Below are 16839 nucleotides of genomic sequence, written 5' to 3' on the forward strand. Positions count from 1 at the left end.
CTGTAGGGGAGGCGGGGGGGACGGCGGACACGGTGCGGTTCACCTCCGGAGGCCGGTGGGTGATATCCAGGTCCCGACGATGAAATCCATTCGCATCTCCCAGCTCCTCGAGGACCAGGGCCACGACCTGCGGCTGACCCTGATGGCGGGCACCCAGGGGCTGGCGCGCACGGTGGACTCCTCGCGCATCCAGAAGCCGGGCCTGGCGCTGGCGGGCTTCACCGAGCACCTCCACCCGCACCGCGTCCAGGTCTTCGGCAACACTGAAATCTCCTACCTGGCCACCCTGGCGGAGGACGCGCAGCACGCCTCGCTGGCCAAGCTCTTCAGCGAAGAGGACCTGGCGTGCGTGGTGGTCACCAAGGCGCTGGACGTGCCGCGCGCGCTGGTGGACGCCTGCGAGGCCGCGGGCCTGTCGCTGATGAAGACGCCGCTGCTCTCCAGCGAGTTCATCCAGCGGGTGCAGAACTTCCTGGAGGACGCGCTCACGGAGTCCAGCAGCCTGCACGGCGTGCTGATGGACGTCTTCGGCGTGGGCATCCTGCTCCTGGGCAAGAGCGGCATCGGCAAGAGTGAAATCGCCCTGGACCTGGTGATGCGGGGCCACCGGCTGGTGGCGGACGACATCGTGGACGTCACCCGGCGCAAGGGGGCCGTCTACGGCGCGGGCAATCCGGTCATCAAGCACCACATGGAGATTCGCGGACTGGGCATCATCAACATCAAGGACCTCTTCGGAGTGTCCGCCGTCCGGGAACAGAAGAAGATTGAGCTTGTGATTGAGCTGCAGGAATGGGATCCGCACCAGGAGTACGACCGACTGGGCGTGGAGGACAAGCACCTGCAGATTGTTGGCGTGGACATCCCCCTGTCGGTCGTCCCCGTGCGTCCTGGACGCAACATGGCCACCATCGTGGAGGTGGCCGCGCGCAACCAGCTGTTGAAGCTTCAGGGCCACCATTCGGCGCGAGAGTTCGCCGAACGACTCAATCGAGCCATCGCCCAGGGGGCGATGCGCCGCACCTTGGGAGAAGAGGTCGAGTGACCGCCCCCGCGAAGCAGATCATCGTCATCACCGGCATGTCAGGTTCCGGTAAGTCCACGGCCATCCGCGCGCTGGAGGACGCCGGCTTCTTCTGCATCGACAACCTGCCGGTGCTCCTCCTGCCCAAGCTCACGGAGCTGGCGGGGGGCGGCAACATCGAGCGCATGGCGCTGGTCATCGACGCGCGCGAAGGCGTCTTCCTCAAGGACGCGCCCCGCGTGCTCGCGGACGTGCGCCGCGCGGGCCACCAGGTGGACGTGCTCTTCCTGGACGCCAGCGACGACAGCCTCATGCGCCGCTTCAGCGAGACGCGCCGCCGTCACCCGCTGGCCCCGGACGGCACGGTGGCGGAGGGCATCCACGCGGAGCGCGAGGCGCTGAAGGACCTGCGGGAGATGGCGGACCAGGTCATCGACTCGTCGGCGCTCAACGTGCACGACCTGAAGCGCATGGTGCAGGGGCGCTTCAGCCCGGAGCCCACGACGGGGCCCAGCCTGTCCATCATGTCCTTCGGCTACCGGTACGGGGTGCCGCCGCAGGCGGACCTGGTGTTCGACGTGCGCTTCCTGCCGAACCCGTACTTCGTGCCGGAGCTCAAGGGGCTCACGGGCAAGAACCCGAAGGTGTCCGGGTACGTGCTGGAGCGCGAGGAGACGCAGCAGTTCCTGGAGAAGGTCGTGGACCTCTGCCGGTTCCTGTTCCCCCGCTACCAGAAGGAGGGCAAGGCGTACCTCACGGTGGCGCTGGGGTGCACGGGCGGCAAGCACCGCTCGGTGTCACTGGCGGCGGAGATGGTGCGACGGCTGTCCGCGGACTACGGCCGCGTGCAGCTGTGGGACCGGGACATCGAGAAGGAGTAGGGCGCTGGAACGTCCTTGCGGACCCCCGGGTTTCAGTGCCGGGTGTCCGTGACGGGCGTGAAGCAGGCGCCGGTGATGCCCTCCTTCTCCAGGGCCTCCTTCACGGCCTCGGAGACGACGAGGGTGACGGGCCAACCCCAGGGGCGGAACACGCGGGCGCGGCCCACCTGGTCGGGGTCGATGCGCAGGCCTCGGACGGAGCGGTACTGGCCCACGCGCGAGGGGACGCCGTCGCCGGGGCCATAGTGGTGGACCTCCAGGCAGGCGGCTTCGTCCACGCAGCGGATGAGGCGTGTGGCGACGACGAGGAAGTACGGCTCCATCTGTCCCTCGATGTGCACGGGGATGAGCTGCACGTCCTCCGGCGCCAGGCGCGCGAGCACGGCGGCGACGCGCGGGTGCACCACGGGGGTGAGGCTGGCGCCGGCGAGGCTGAAGTCCAGCGGGGCGGCCTTCTGCTCGTTGGAGATGTGGAGGGGGCCGGGCGGGTTCACGGGGCGCCCGGCGGTGAACATCCACATGTCGCCCACCTCCTTGTCCTCCGGGTCCAGCGGGTCGCCGGGTTCCCAGCGGCCGGGGGCGCGGAAGTCGTCGTGCAGGTCGTAGAAGCGCGGGGGGGTGACGCCGGCGCGGCTGGACGTCTTGCGGTTGCTGACATGCGGAGCGGCCCCGTGCGCGACGATGCGGACGGCCGGGCGGCGTGGGCGGCTGGTGCGGACCGGAGGCGAGGACTCCTCCGAGACCGACGCGCGCGAGCGCCGGGGCGTGGCGACGGTGGGGCCGGTACCGTCGGGCAGGCTCTGCCGGTTCGGGGGGCTGCTTTCGGTGGGGCGGAGCCACAGCCGTCGCAGCGCGTTGGTGAGACGCCGGAACATCAAGCGATGTTACCCAAGCGCCTGCTGGAGGGGAGCCCTTCCTGTGGGCTTCCTCGCTCGTTCTCAAGGCAGGCCGGCGGCCGTACCGGTTTTCAACGAGGAGGAGGCTTCCCGGGGGCCGTTTCCAGCGTGGCTGGGCCGCGAGGGGCCATGCCATGGTCCGCGCCATGACGACTCCGAGCCCGAAGTCCGAAGCCCCCGCCACGCCGGAAGCCGTGTTCTCCAGCCTGCTCCAGGAACTGGGGGAAGCGGGCCGGGCCCCCACCGGAGCGGCCGCGTCGCCGAGGACGCCGGAGGCATTGGCGGCGGCCCTCTTCGACGTCGCGGGCAGGACGGGCGCGGCGATGTTCTCCGTCTGGGCGGCGGACGACACGGACAGCGTCTCGGAGGAGGACGACGGCGACGGCGACGAAGCCCGAGCGGAGACGGGCGGCCGGGTGATCAACGCGGGCATCACGCTGTTCTTCATCGCGAAGGACACGCCGGGCACGGTGGGCTTGCTGGGCGCGGAGCGGGTGCCCGTGCGTCAGCCCATGGCGTATGAGCTGTATCGGCCGTTGGGGAAGGCGCTGACGGCGCACGCGAAGCGGGGTGCGGATCCGGTGCTGCCCGACCGGGGTCACGTGTCCTTCCCGGCGGGCGCGGCGGATCCGGACATCGAGTTCCGAGTGTCGTTCCGCGAAGACGAACTGGGCACCTGGACCACGGTGTTGGCAAGGGACCGGGAGACGCGCCAGGCGTACCCGAGCATCGCCAGCCTCCCGCTCTCCGCCGAAGCGGCGGAGTTCCTCAAGGGGCTCTTCAACCGCCTGGACAAGACGCTGTTCAACGGCCAGTTGGTGCTGCTCACGGGAGCATCCAACACGGGCCGCAGCACGACCCTGCGGGCGGTGATGGATGCGCTGCCCGACAACGTGCACGCGCTCGCGGCCGTGGAGGATCCGAAGGGAGGGCCGGGAGGCGCCATCGGCGTCGTGAAGGTGAGCGCTGAGTTGAAGCTGGTGCAGGCGCTGCGTTCATTCCTGCGGCAGGACCCGGACCTCCTCTTCGCGGACGAGGTGCGCACGCTGGAGGACATGCAGATGCTCTGCACCGCGGCGCAGACGGGACACGCCACGATCGCCGTCCTGGAGGCGAAGACCCCCGAGGAGGGCTACGCGTGGCTGACGGAAGCCATGCCGGGGATTCCCACCCCTGCGCTCATCGTGCATCACACGCGTGACGCGGCAGGCGCCCTCGCGATGACGCTCCACGAGGCGAAGCCCACGGAGGACGGCAACAGGCTGCACGTCGTCCCGTGGGCGCCGCGCGGGTGAGGCGGGTTGGGACCGGCGCCACGGTGACGAACAGGCGAAAAATCGCCTCGTGACTCGCGCTGCCGCGAACATCCGGTGTAGCGGTCCCTCGTGCTGGTGCGCTTCGAGGTCAGGATGCCACCACAATGCCGAGAGCGGGCTAGCGGTGCCGGATCATTGCAAAGCCTCGTCAGGCGGGGCGTAAACACGGCGACGGCCCTACGCACGCGAAGTTTCCATCTGTCCACCTGTAAGGCCTGCCTCAGAGCGCCAAGAGGCTGAGTTCGCTCCATCGGAGCGCTGTGACAGGGTCCCCGCCATCTGATGCGTCCTGCGCGGCGGACTCGGGTCCCGCTCTGGAGACCCTGCGCGACGCCGTCAGTCAGAAGCGGCTGCCACTTCCGCTCTGGACACGAAATTGCAGTCGCCTTCGGAGTCATGGGTGCCCCTTTAGGAAGTGAAGGGGGCAGCGCCATGTCCATGCACTCGGGAATCGAATTGTCCCGGCTCGCGAAGGCCGTTCTGAACTCTATGCATACATTGATTCCGTGGGGGCTGTTCCGGGCTGTCGTGGCAGGCACATCTGCGCGGTTGCTATTGATCTCCCTGGCGCTCTGGGCTGCCGCCAGCGATGCCAACACTCCATCCAATCAGGTGGACCCCTCTGCCACTTGTGAGACCTGCTGCCAGCATCCCCCATGCTCGACGCCCCCCCCGCCCAGGGCGTGTACCTTCACGTCAGGGGTGAATAACGGTTGTTCGGGACTGAGCTATGCCAATGAGCAAGGGATCTATGGCCCCTGCGAAGTCACGGAGACCAGCAAGCGTGCGTGTAGTTGTGGAGCGACAGGCCAGGGAACCCAGATGTGCCTGGGGGATGGCAACTTTGGCGTCTGCCAGAGCCAACTCGCGCCCAGACCTGAAACGTGTAACTCGTGTGATGATGACCTTGACGGCATCGTTGACAACATCACCCCCCAAGGCTGCTCCGTGAACAAACCGGGTGCGTGCTCCGCCGGCCGGTTGATTTGCTCCAACGGAGACTACGCCTGCGAGCAGGTCATCTTTCCCACTCCGGAAGCGTGTGACGGCGTCGATAGTGATTGTGATGGCGTGCGCGACGAGGACGAGTTTGGTCGGATCTCTTGTGGTGTTGGAGATTGCTATACCTCGAAATACGCCTGTCAGGGCGGTGTCTGGCAGGTCTGCTTCCCTCTGCCGTCCTCCCCTGAAGTCTGTGACGGGCGGGACAACGATTGCGACGGTGTGAGTGATGAAGGGCTGGGAACATTGAGCTGTGGGCAGGGGCAATGTGCGGCATCCGTCCCGGCGTGTCGTGATGGCCAGCCCCAGACATGCATCCCGCTGGCTCCAGAGCTTGAGCGCTGCGACGGTCGGGACAACGACTGCGATCTCGCTGTGGACGAAGGCGATGTCTGCCGGTTTGATGACATGTCCTGCGAATGCACGCCAGTGCCACAGACGGAGGCCTGCGCCCATACCGCTTGCGGTGTCGCTCCGGATGGCTGCGGTGGCAGCCATGATTGTGGAACGTGCCCGACGCTGTGAATCCCATCCGCTCTCCTGATTCTCCGCATGGGGGCGTGCGAATCCGTCGGTGTGTAAATAATTTTCACTGAAACATCATAGATTATCTCGGGAATCACCATGAAACGAGTCTCTGCTTGCGCGGTGGTCTGGATCTATGCCACGCAACTCGTGGCCAGTTGTAGCCCTTCCGCTCCCATCAACGACACACGTCAACTCATGGCCACACGGCGCCAGCACATCGGTGATGCTTCGCCCCCTGTCGTCGATTCCGACACCGTCCTTCAGACCCAGACGAGTTCTTCGAAAGCCGCAGGCTCCACGATGCCTGGTGCATGGGTCACGTCGGTGGGCACCGCCCGCTACACGTTCCCATTGTGGACGTCTCCAGGGCGACTGGGCATCGAACCACGGCTGGCGCTGAACTACAGCAGCGACAGCGGCAATGGGCTGATTGGAATGGGTTGGAATCTCGCCGGCCTTTCACGCATCACACGCTGCCGCAAGACGATGGCCCACGATGGTGCCTCTGACCGGATCCGCTTCGATACGAGCGATCGCTTCTGTCTGGACGGCCAACGGCTGATGGTTGTCTCAGGCGCCTATGGTGCTGACGGAGCCGAGTATCGCACCGAGAATGATGTCTATGCTCGCGTTGTATCTCTGGGTGTAGGCGACAATGGACCCGCCACCTTCAAGATGTACACGAAGGATGGTCTGATCCTTACATTGGGGGGGAGCGGCTCCGCGACCCACCAGCAGCCCATACCGGAAGGGGGCACGCGCACCTTCGCCTGGGCCCTGTCCCGCGTCGAGGATCGCAGCGGCAACTTCCTCACGGTGACATACGACATTCCCGCTGCGGCAGAGGAGCAGCTGCCGGTGGAGATCCGATACACAGGTTCCTCCGTGGCGGGAGCACCTCCTGCGCTCGCGAGCGTCTCCTTCGCGTACGAACCGCGTACGGATGTGGTGGGCAGCTTCGCAGGCGGATTCTCCCTCCAGCTTCGGCGCCGGCTGAAGAAAATAGAGGCATGGGGGCCTACCGGGCTGGGCCAGACGCGCTCCTTGTTGCGTTCGTACACGCTGGGCTACCGCTACGACGGACTGCCGAACGAACCGAATGGGAGCGCCGCGGGAATCAGCACCCTGGGCGAAGTGACGGAGTGTGACGGAAGTAACATTTGCCGAAACCCCTTCCGGTTCACCTATGCCCAAAGCCTTGACCCCACTAGCTGGGGAAACCTGTGGAACTACGCGCTGACGACAGAGCCTCCAAATCCGAGCGCATATGCTGACCTGCAGTCCTTCTTGGGCGCTGACGTCAATGCGGACGGACGGGACGACCTCGTCTACCGCAAGCGGGTGGGAACCTCGGCCGTGCAATGGTTCGTGCGCTACAGCAATGGCACGGGTTTCGACGCCGAGAAGCCGTTGGCCTTTCTTCCGGTGCCCCCTTCTGCCGGGGAGTCCACCTCCGATGGGCGCTTCACCGACTGGGACGGAGATGGACTCCTGGACTTCATTGTTTCCACGAACAATGTCCCAACGGGCGAGCGGATCCTTCACCTGATGAAGAGCTGGGGCGGTGGCGCGTTCAGCCGAGAGGAGCAGCAAGCCGAACTTGGGACTTCGTTGCGCAACTTCTGGACCGTGGACCTGAATGGGGACGGACGGCTGGATTTGCTCCGCCCGACAGGGCTGCCGATGGGTGGCCAGGGCCTGGTTGGACTTGGGTACCGGCTGGGACCCATCAACAGCGGTGCTCCATTCTCCATGGGCCTCGCGCCTCCCAGTTTCCCCGCGTTGACAACGGCATTCCCGCTTGACCTGGACGGCTCGGGGCGCACGGGTCTGCTCATCCCCAGGTGGGAGAGCGATCCGGGTGATGACGCAATTCCCTATATGGTGGGCAGTAACTACTGGTTTCTGGGCATGAAGGCGGATGGAACCTCTCTTTGGAAGGAGACTTCAATCCCTCGTGAGGAGACGAGCGGACAGAGGCACTTGTTCGTTGACGTCAACCGCGATGGCCTGACGGACCTCGTGTCCTATCCTCAGGCCGGCGGAGACGCGACCCTCTCGCTCAACACGGGACTGGGCTTCGTGCCGCAACCCACACAGGGTTTCCCGGCTGAGGCCAAGGTGGGGCCGGCACTTGAATACCTCAATCCTCCGCCCGAAGGCTGGGGCAACACACGCCATTCCATCGATAACGGTGTGCGCGTGGCTGATATCAATGGTGATGGGCTTCAGGACATCGTGCTTTTGGATCAGGGTGTCGCGACTGTTCCGGGCTCCTTCGCACGGTCCCGGGCTCGGGTGCTTCTGTCGCGCGGGTCCAGCTTTGTTGATACCACGCTCTTCATCCCCATTGGCGCGGTGTCCGCGGATCGAGGGATGTATCGCTCGCTTGCGCTGGATGTGAATGGCGATGGGCAGATGGACTTCGTGCAGCCGGATAGCTCAGCCTCCGCACTCCAGATATGGATCCGACAGGGAGTAAAACCCTTTCTGTTGCGGTCGGCGACAGATGCCATGGGCGCACGGGTGGAGTTCGACTACGCGCCGCTCACGGACACGGCCACGTACACTCGAGGGCAGAGCTGCATCTACCCACAGCCCTGCGTGCGGCAGGGCATGTGGCTGGCTTCCGAGATGCGAACCGAGGCGGGGCCGGGCCACCCGATGCGCCGCGTTTCCTACCAGTACGAGGACGCCCGCCTGGATGCCATGGGAAAGGGGCTGCTCGGCATTCGCAAGCGAACGGTGACGGACCACTCTTCTGGATCCGTCTCGCGTGAGACCTATGCCCTCGCTCCTCTCGTGGGGACGAGGTACCCGCTGGCGCGGCAGCTTCTCAATCGTACGGTGCGCACCCCGCTGTCGAATGGCAGAACCTGGATCCGGGAAACCGTCGCCACTCCTGCGTATGTTGAGCGCACCGCGGCGGATGGAACTCGCTACTTCGCCGTCTACACGGCATCGAAGGCCGAGCATGCGTACGAACTGGGGCTGCCCACGCTGTGGTCCGTGACGCACACAGTGGAGGATTTCGATGCGGACTTCGGCAATGTGAAAGCGGAAAAGTGGGTGTGGTCGGATGGTTACGTGTCGCGGCGTGACACCACCTATGAGAACCGTGCCTCGACATGGCAGGTGGGACTGCCCAGCCGGGTCACGGAGACCGCTACGACTGCCCTGGGGGTATCTCGTGCGCGCAGCCGGAGTTTCACCCATGCCCCGGGCTCGGGCCTGCTCACGGACGAGGTGATCGAGCCGGACTCGACGGACCTCGACGTCTACCTGGCCGCCCACTACGACTACTCGCCGGACGGAATGGGGCTTCGCAGCGGCGTGACGCTGCGGACCCTGACCGGAGAGACACGGACCACGTCATACGAGTACGACGCCGCCACGAAGACCACTGTCTCCGCCATCATCAATCCGGCCGGGCATCGCCAGATGATGGCCTATCACCCTGGACTGGGTGTGCTGGCCGCAACCGTTGATGCGAATGGGGTGCGCCAACGCCGGCAGTACGACGCTTTTGGCCGCCTGCGCGTCGAGGACGGACCGACGCTCGCGGATGTTTCGTACGAATACCTGCCGGGCAGTATCCGGACGACTCGGGCGGGAGGCAGTGCGGAAACGGTCTTTCTGGATTCCTTGGGTCGAGTGGTGACACGGCAGCGCCAGGATTTCGCCGGCAGCCCTACTGAGGAGAACTACCTCTACAACGCTGCTGGACGCCTGGTGGAGGTGCAGCGTCCCTCTCCTTCGGGCGGGACGGCTGTGGCGAGCACGCGCTATCAATACGACGAGCTGGGGCGCCTCACCCGGCTGACGCAACCGGACGATAGCTTCCGTCTCCTGACCTATGAGGGGCTGACCCTTACGGAAACGGATGCGCGGGGCAATGCCACCAAGACCGAACTGAATGGTCGCGGGTGGGCCGTGAAGGTCAGCGAGCCGAACCCGGTGGGGGGTGTGCTCAACACGATCTTCGAATACGGCCCTTTTGGCACGGTGACGGGAACCGAGTCCGTGGGGCGACACGCCAGCATGGAATACGACGTGCGGGGCCGGCGTACCCGGTTGGCCGACCCTTCGAACGGCGTATCCGTGACGCGTTACAACGCCTTTGGTGACACGCGCTTCATGGAGGACGCGGAGGAAGAGCAGCAGGTCTTCCTCCGCGATGCCCTGGGCCGTACCACCAAGGTCGTCACTCCGCTTGGAGAAAGCACGTACTCCTGGGACACGGCGGTCAACGGCGTGGGCGCACTGGCGGGCACGACGAGCGCGGACGGTGTGTCCACCGCCTATGCTTACGACACGCTCGGTCGTCGCAGCCAGGAGACGACTCTGGTAGAGGGCGCTCCCTACGCCTTCGACTACACCTACGACGCGTACGGCCGGCTGAAGATGGTCGCCTATCCGGAAGTCCGGGGGGTCTCACGCCTCCAGCTCCAGTATGGCTATACGCCGCGTGGAGACCTGCTGGACGTGCGGAACGTTGCATCACAGCTTGTCTACTGGCAGGTGGGGGCTCGCACGGCCAGCGGGCATTTGAGCCATGCCGTTCTGGGAAACGGTACGGAGAGCCATTACGGCTATGACAGCGTGGGCTCATTGCGTCTGGTGGAGACGGGGTTGGGAACGTCCAACCTCCAGCGACTGCTCTTCAGCTATGACGCGAACGGCAACCTCACCGAACGCAATGACGGCGTGGCGGAGTCGACCGAGGAGTTTGATTATGACAGCCTGGATCGACTGACTCGATGGACGGTGTATCAGAATTGCCAGCGCGCCATCTTTGAGTACGGCTTCTCGCCGGACGGCAACCTCACGAGCCGCACGACCGTGGAAGGTGGCTCTCCCAGCGAGTCGTATGTCTATGGCCAGAACGGCGCCCCGCCGCACGCCGTGACTCAAGGCCCCCCGGGTTCATACGGATATGACGCGCGTGGCTTCCGGGTGACGGCCCCGGGGAGCACCAGCGTGGAGTACACGGTGGCAGGGCTCCCCCACCGCATCCAGCGTGGCGCGGAGGAGCTGACCTTCCAGTACGACGCCTTCGATGCACGTGTGCGCAAGGCGCGCTCCAACGGGGAGTCTTCCGTCATGGTGGGGGCCGGGCTGTACGAGAAGCAGGTGGAGAGATGGCGGACGCGCCACCTGTTCTCCATCACAGCGGGGGGACGGCCCGTTGCCCGAGTGACGCTGACCCGGAGGGAGTCAGGCCCGTTCGTGCAGGACATCGCCTACGTTCATCGCGATCCGCTGGGCAGCGTGGAGGCGCTCTCCGACCAGCAGGGGGCGCTGGTTGCTCGGATGAAGTTTGACCCGTTCGGTCGTCGTGTCTTCCCTCAGGCGCTTGCAACGGCCAACCTGCCCGTCCTGGGGAAGGGCCTGCCTGAGGGTTTCACCGGCCATTCACATGACGATGAATTAGGGCTCATCAACATGAAGGGACGCGTCTACGATCCATCCGTAGGCCGCTTCCTGACTCCGGACCCGTTCGTCCAGTCGCCGTTCAGGAGTCAGTCCCACAACCGCTACGCTTACGCGTGGAACAATCCGCTTCGCTACACGGATCCAAGTGGGCTCATGAATGATGGGGGTTGCGTTGGAACCCCTGATGATGGCGGATGCTGGGAGAACGTCGCGGTAGGAGGTGACGGAGGCGGGCAATCGAGTGACCCCAACGTCTACGGCCCCTACTTCGGCTGGCAGAACGACACCTGGTATGCGACGGGGCCAGACGGTCGGAGACGAGGACCGGGGCGTGTGCCAGGAAGTGTGACGGCGGGCGAACTCGAGGCGATGACGTCCGAGGCGCGTCGGGCATTCTTCCAGGCCGAATCGACAGGGGGCCAGGTGCCCGCCAACTTCGGTACGGATGAACTGGATGCTGCAGTCGACCAGGTCGACGATCAGTTCCTACTTGGCATGGCGAAGATTGTTGAGCGCCTCGGGCAGGTTGCAGGCAGAGGGGACTCGGGAGACGATGCGACCCAAGCGACGGCTGCCGTGATCGCCGTCAAGGTTGGAGGGGACGGTGGACGCGGCGCAAACAATCTGAAGCCTGACCTTAGGGCGGAGGGGCCGCATACGACGTTCAAGAAAGATTCGCAGGGGCGTGTCACTGGTTACGCGGAATGGCAGCCGAACCCGCGGAATCCGACGGGCTTTGACCAGGCAAAGCGAGTGGATACGCAGCACGCGAACCCCCACACGCACAACAACGTTCCAACGCCGCACGTCCATGAAAAGTCCGCGCCAGGGGGCGTACGGCCCCCGCGACCGGATGAGTTGCCTCGATAGGGGAGCGCACCATGCCAATGCCGCCGCACAAAGTGGGGATCGTGGTTGATCAGGGGTTCGGAGACCGGGTGGCTGAGCTGGCTCGCGCCTTTCACGTATGGGTCGTTGAATCGCGCGAGAACACTCCAGTCATCCAAGGAGTTTGGAAGAGCGGCTTGGGGGATGCGGCAGCCGATCCTCTTGCGGTGGGCGTCACGTCATTCGCCGCTCTCGAGGGAGAATCTCCTGAGGCGATGTGCGCCAGGATTGCCGGTGATGTGGCCGAGCACCATGGTGAGTTCGCACACGACCCCCCGTGGTCCGAAATGGAGGTCTTCGGGGTCAAGTTGACTTCAACCTTGCGGCACGTCTTCGAAGAACTCGAAGCAACGGCCTGCATTCCAACTCCGGAGGGGTTCGTCTGTCGGCGGTTGTTGCCGAGCGGCACCTGAGCGCCCGGCCACGGATGCAGACAAGGCACCGCACATCGTCTCCTTCTCAGCTTGTGCATCCGCGCCCTCTTCCTTCGGGAGGGGGCGCGGTCTTCTGGGCTCGGGCTCTTGGAAGAGGGTTCCGGGAGTATCCAGCGGAACGCTGTATTCGACGCGGAACGGAGCCCCCGCGACCAGGGGCCTCCACCCCGCCGTGAGTGCCCGCCGGCTCATGTCGCGAACCTGGCCCGGAGTGACGGCCCTCTGGTGCGACTAGAAATGGGGCTCACCGAAGCGAACCCGGCAGGTGCCCTTCCTGGGAAGGGTCATGCCGCGTGAGCCTCCCGGGTCGCCGTCAGCTGCCGCATGCCCCAGCGCAACGGAACGCTGCCATCCGCGCGTCGCAGCGGTTCCACGGCCTGAAGGAACGAGGCCTGGAGCGACGCCTGTGCAGCCGGGGACAGACGGTCCGCATCGTACGTCGTGAGCAGCGACTCCCAGACCTCATGGGGCGACCCATCCCCCTGCACGGAGAGGGACTGCACCGCGACGTCCACGAAGCCTTCGGCGAAGAGTTCTCGCAACCCATCGCTAGTACGGACCCTCGGATCGCCCAGCCGAGTGGGAGGAACCGCCGCCGCGCTCTTCATGAGTCCGGCGAACACCTCCAGCGCGTTGCCCGGCACCAGGTCTCCACCCACGACGATGGACACCCGTCCGCCCGGCTTCAGCACGCGCCGCATCTCCGCGAGCACGGTCTCCACGTCGTCCATCAGCATGAGCGCCAGGTGGCTCAGCACGACATCGACATTGGCATCGCCGAGAGGAAGCGACTGCGCGCGTCCCTGGAACAGTGCCGCAGCGCCGTGCAACCGCGCCCGTGCCGCGACAAGCTCGTGCTCGCTCATGTCGAGCCCCATCAGGGACAGCCCGGGCTGCTTCCTCCGTGCAAGCAGCTCCAGGAGGTAGCCATCCCCACAAGCCAGGTCGAGCACCGCCAGGGGCCGCGCGTCGTGAGGCACGACCGCCTCCAGCAGCGCATAGGTTGAAGGCGCCGTCTCCTCATCCCGCTGCACGGGCGCGTGCCCGAACCATCGGGACGTCACGCCCGCGAGGCGCGCATGGAAGTCCAGCAGGTATGACTCGGAAGGGGAGGGCATGTGCACCTCTTCAGCGCTGGGGTTTGTCTCAGGGAAGATCCATCAGCCAGGAGTGCCAGTCTGTTGGAGCCGTCCATCGCTGGTTGTATTGCTGCCGCTCCTCAGGAGACAAGCGTTGCCAGAACGGAGACCAGACGTGAGCAAACCAATACTCCCCATTGCCCTGTCGCCATCCTGAAGACACGGGCTCGTACCCGGGAAATGCCTTCCAGGGGGGCGCCATGTCCCCGGTCTGGTTGAGCTCCCGGGTCTTGAGGAGAAACGCTTCGTTCTGCCCGATCAGCGCAACCTGGCAGACCCACTCGCTCCAGGAGTTCACCTGGACCAGGAGTCGCGCTTCGTCCTGGCGCCCATGCTCTTCACAATGGGGAACCGCCGCCAGGATCTGCTTCCGGCGAAGGAGGCCCATCCATCCTGGGGCAGCATGGACTGGCAGGAAGCGCTGCACTGCTCGCAGACAGACGCAGCACTCCTGGGGGAACGCCAGAGACTGTTCCGTCCGCCAGCGCTCCAGTGCAGGGACGGAAAGGAACACCTCCGCCTGCCGCAGCATGGGATAGCCCATGAATGCTAGGCTCGTATCGCTCACGGGCAGGGGCTGCTCTCGCACGGGGACCGAAGATTTCTCGAGCCCGAAGACGCGGTGGATCTGTCGGTCCAGATTCATGATCCCCAAGAGTCAGACCCCTCAACCGAGGGTACCTTCAGCGCCGGGGCTTCTTCTGTCCCGCGTTCGTGGCTTCCGCATTGAGCGCCAGCACGGAGTACAGGTTCATCGTGTAGACGCTGTTCTCCGGCTCCAGGTCCGAGGCCATCTTGAAGAACGCACTGGCGCGTTCGTAATCGCGCTGGTGGTTCAGGATGATCATCCCCATGCGGTTGTAGAGAGGCGCGGGCTTCGGCAGGAGCCCGATGCTGCGCTCCAGCAGGTCCAGCGCCTCCGCCATCTTCCCCGCCTGCTCCAGCCTCACGACACGCTGGAGCACCTCCTCCTGCGCGTCCTCCTTCCTGGCCACCGGAGCCGGTGCCACGGAAGGAGGCTTCGACGTCAGTGCCGAGGCCAGTGAGACCGAAGGCATCGGCGCCTGCCGCGGAGCCTGGGTTCGCGCCGCCGGAGCCGCCGCCACCTTCGCGGCCGCAGCCGGAGGCACGGTCTTCGGCTCGCGCGAGAACGCAGGCACGCCATCCCCCGTGAACGCCACCTCCGCCGACGCCAGCGTGCCCACCAGCTTCGTCACGCCGCGCTCCGACAGCGACTCGAACACCGCGCGCAGCTCCAGCTCCGTCAGCTGGGTGATCATCGCCATGTCCGCCAGCGCCGTGCGCCCGTCCACGAACGACAGCACGTACGCCTCGAACGGGCTCAGCGGCCGGTTCACCAGGTCCAGGCTCGCGACGATGACCGGCCGCACCGGAGGCCCCTTCGTCTTCGGCTGGGCGTGCGCCTGGAACGTCACCACCCGCGTCGCCTCCTGCTGCGGCGGACGGGGCACTCCGCGCGCTCCCGTCTGCTCCGGCCTCGTGAGCAGCGCGCGCACCAGCGACACGTTGTCCCGGGGCGGCAGGTCCTCCACGCTCCTCACGAGCAACAGCTCACAGCGCGCGCACTGGAAATCCCCCGGCTTGCACGACGCGCCACAGTGCGGACACGCCAGGTCCTCCGGCGGGTGCTCGAAGGCGTGCGCGTCCGCGTAGTAGTGCTTCCGGATGGCCGCGCGGATGGACCTGCGCACCGCCACGAACGGCAGCACCTGCGCCACGCCCACCGTCTTCGCGATCTCCTCCAACGCCCGCTGCCGCTGCGGCTCGGAGATGGCCACGTACAGCGCGTCCTGCACCAGCCGCAGCGGCATGAAGTCGAAGCCCTCCGCCAGCCGCACCGGCACCCGCTCCAACAGCGCCGCGTCCACCTTCGCCTGCGCCAGCTTCTCCGTGGACACGAAGCGCGTCTTCAACTCCTGCGCCAACAGCCGCAACACCGGCGTCTCGTCCACGCCCAGCCGCACCAGGCACTCACCCAGCTTCAGCCCCGTCTCCTTCTGCCGCGCGAGCGCCCGGGACAACACCTCCGGCGTCAGCACTCCATCCAGGACCAACTGCTCCCCGAGCTTGCGCGTCATGCCCCCGATTCAAGGACGCCCGGGCCCACCCCGTCCACCGGCATCCACGCCACCTACACCGCTTTCCCGCACGTCCTGTTGCGAATGTGTATTAACAACACTAAGATGGTGTCCAGGTTACACAAACCAAACGCAGCAGGTGAGGGGGATGCGCGGATGTTCTTCGGGTACATGAAGTCGACGCCGACCACGTACGTGATGCAGTACCGGGACGGCGAGGTGGTCCGCGAGGGCGCGGGCCTGTCGTTCCTCTATTGGAAGCCGGCGACGACGCTGGTGGCGGTGCCTCTGTCGAGCGCGGACGTCCCGTTCGCCTTCAACGAGGTCACCCGCGACTTCCAGCCGGTGACGATCCAGGGGCAGCTGACATACCGGGTGGAGGACGCGCGGAGGCTGGCAGGGCTCTTGGACTACTCCATCACCCCGGCGGGGCGTCACCGCTCCGACGACCCGGAGAAGCTGTCGGACCGGCTGGTGCAGGCCGCGCAGGTGCGGGCCCGCGCGGTGGTGCAGTCCCTGAGCCTGCGCGAGGTGCTGGTGCAGTCCGACATGCTGGAGGCCCGGGTGCTCGCGGCGCTGGCGGAGGCGGAGTCCGTGAAGGCGCTGGGTGTGCACGTGATGGCCTTCTCCGTGCTCTCCATCCAGCCCACGCCGGAGATGGCGCGCGCGCTGGAAGCCGCCGCGCGTGAAGGGCTCCAGCGTGAAGCGGACGAGGCCATCTACGCCCGCCGCAACGCGGCCGTGGAGCAGGAGCGCCGCATCAAGGAGAGCGAGCTGGCCACGGAGCTGGTGGTGGAGGAGCGCCAGCGCCAGATTCGCGAGGCGAAGATGGCCGCGGACATCGCGGTGGAGGAGCAGCGCGCCGCCCTCATGGAGCGTTGGGTCCAGAACGAGCGCCAGTCCGCGGATGCGCGCGCGTACGCCTTGGAGAAGACGCTGGCGCCGGTGAAGGACGTGGATTGGAAGACGCTCCTGGCCACGTCCGCCAACGGCGCCGACCCCGCGCTCCACATCGCCCTGGCCTTCCGCGAGATGGGCGAGAACGCGCAGCGCATCGGCGAGCTCAACGTGTCGCCGGACCTGCTGCGCTCGCTCTTGCCCGCAACCTCAGGCCCTCGCGGCAACAACCCCGGCCCCGCGCCCAAGCCCGGCCGCCCGGACGTCCACAACTTCGACCCCCGCGACCGCTGAAGTCC

The 16839-nt window shown here is 66.0% G+C and carries 11 protein-coding genes; 7 read left to right on the top strand and 4 right to left on the bottom strand.

Annotation, left to right across the window (positions count from 1 at the left end; genetic code table 11):
• The first annotated feature begins 79 nt into the window (after nucleotides 1-79).
• Together hprK and rapZ are read left to right on the top strand one after the other, a co-directional pair.
• A complete protein-coding gene (hprK, locus tag D7Y15_RS17045) occupies nucleotides 80-1045 on the top strand; it encodes an HPr(Ser) kinase/phosphatase (RefSeq protein ID WP_120581488.1) in 966 nt (321 codons plus the stop codon).
• On the top strand, nucleotides 1042-1905 hold the full coding sequence (gene rapZ, locus D7Y15_RS17050; protein WP_120581487.1) for an RNase adapter RapZ: 864 nt from the start codon (nucleotides 1042-1044) through the stop codon (nucleotides 1903-1905). Before hprK ends, rapZ begins: the two co-directional genes overlap by 4 nt.
• A 32-nt stretch (nucleotides 1906-1937) precedes the next feature.
• Here the strand turns inward: rapZ and D7Y15_RS17055 are convergent, their stop codons facing one another.
• Complete coding sequence (locus D7Y15_RS17055) at nucleotides 1938-2780, bottom strand: DUF1629 domain-containing protein (protein ID WP_121753255.1); 843 nt, start codon at nucleotides 2778-2780, stop codon at nucleotides 1938-1940.
• A 167-nt stretch (nucleotides 2781-2947) separates the two neighbouring features.
• Here D7Y15_RS17055 and D7Y15_RS17060 point away from each other — a divergent pair, with 167 nt between their 5' ends.
• From D7Y15_RS17060 to D7Y15_RS44175, 4 genes are all read left to right on the top strand, one after another.
• Nucleotides 2948-4096, top strand: coding sequence for an ATPase, T2SS/T4P/T4SS family (locus D7Y15_RS17060; protein ID WP_126935701.1), 1149 nt, complete (start codon nucleotides 2948-2950; stop codon nucleotides 4094-4096).
• An 843-nt stretch (nucleotides 4097-4939) separates the two neighbouring features.
• Nucleotides 4940-5644 (top strand): MopE-related protein, encoded by a 705-nt coding sequence (locus D7Y15_RS46760; protein WP_120580294.1) that lies wholly within the window; start codon nucleotides 4940-4942, stop codon nucleotides 5642-5644.
• Nucleotides 5645-5743: 99 nt separating this feature from the next.
• Complete coding sequence (locus D7Y15_RS17070) at nucleotides 5744-11953, top strand: FG-GAP-like repeat-containing protein (protein ID WP_120580293.1); 6210 nt, start codon at nucleotides 5744-5746, stop codon at nucleotides 11951-11953.
• A gap of 11 nt (nucleotides 11954-11964) precedes the next feature.
• On the top strand, nucleotides 11965-12384 hold the full coding sequence (locus tag D7Y15_RS44175) for a hypothetical protein (protein ID WP_126935702.1): 420 nt from the start codon (nucleotides 11965-11967) through the stop codon (nucleotides 12382-12384).
• A gap of 305 nt (nucleotides 12385-12689) precedes the next feature.
• Here D7Y15_RS44175 and D7Y15_RS17075 read toward each other — a convergent pair whose 3' ends face one another.
• From D7Y15_RS17075 to D7Y15_RS46410, 3 genes are read right to left on the bottom strand one after another with little or no spacing between them, the layout of a single operon-like run.
• A complete protein-coding gene (locus D7Y15_RS17075; protein ID WP_120580292.1) occupies nucleotides 12690-13523 on the bottom strand; it encodes a class I SAM-dependent methyltransferase in 834 nt (277 codons plus the stop codon).
• Nucleotides 13524-13551: 28 nt separating this feature from the next.
• The gene (locus tag D7Y15_RS45255) at nucleotides 13552-14190 is read right to left on the bottom strand and encodes a hypothetical protein (RefSeq protein ID WP_199733934.1); all 639 of its coding nucleotides are present in this window, start codon (nucleotides 14188-14190) and stop codon (nucleotides 13552-13554) included.
• Between the two features lie 37 nt (nucleotides 14191-14227).
• A complete protein-coding gene (locus tag D7Y15_RS46410) occupies nucleotides 14228-15643 on the bottom strand; it encodes a general secretion pathway protein GspE (protein ID WP_120580291.1) in 1416 nt (471 codons plus the stop codon).
• Between the two features lie 156 nt (nucleotides 15644-15799).
• On the opposite strand from D7Y15_RS46410, the gene D7Y15_RS17090 reads away from it, so the two are divergent.
• On the top strand, nucleotides 15800-16834 hold the full coding sequence (locus tag D7Y15_RS17090) for an SPFH domain-containing protein (protein WP_120580290.1): 1035 nt from the start codon (nucleotides 15800-15802) through the stop codon (nucleotides 16832-16834).
• Nucleotides 16835-16839: the final 5 nt, after the last annotated feature.

Origin of the sequence: Corallococcus sp. AB030 (genome assembly GCF_003668965.1) — a bacterium.
In the GTDB taxonomy this organism is placed as follows: domain Bacteria; phylum Myxococcota; class Myxococcia; order Myxococcales; family Myxococcaceae; genus Corallococcus; species Corallococcus exiguus.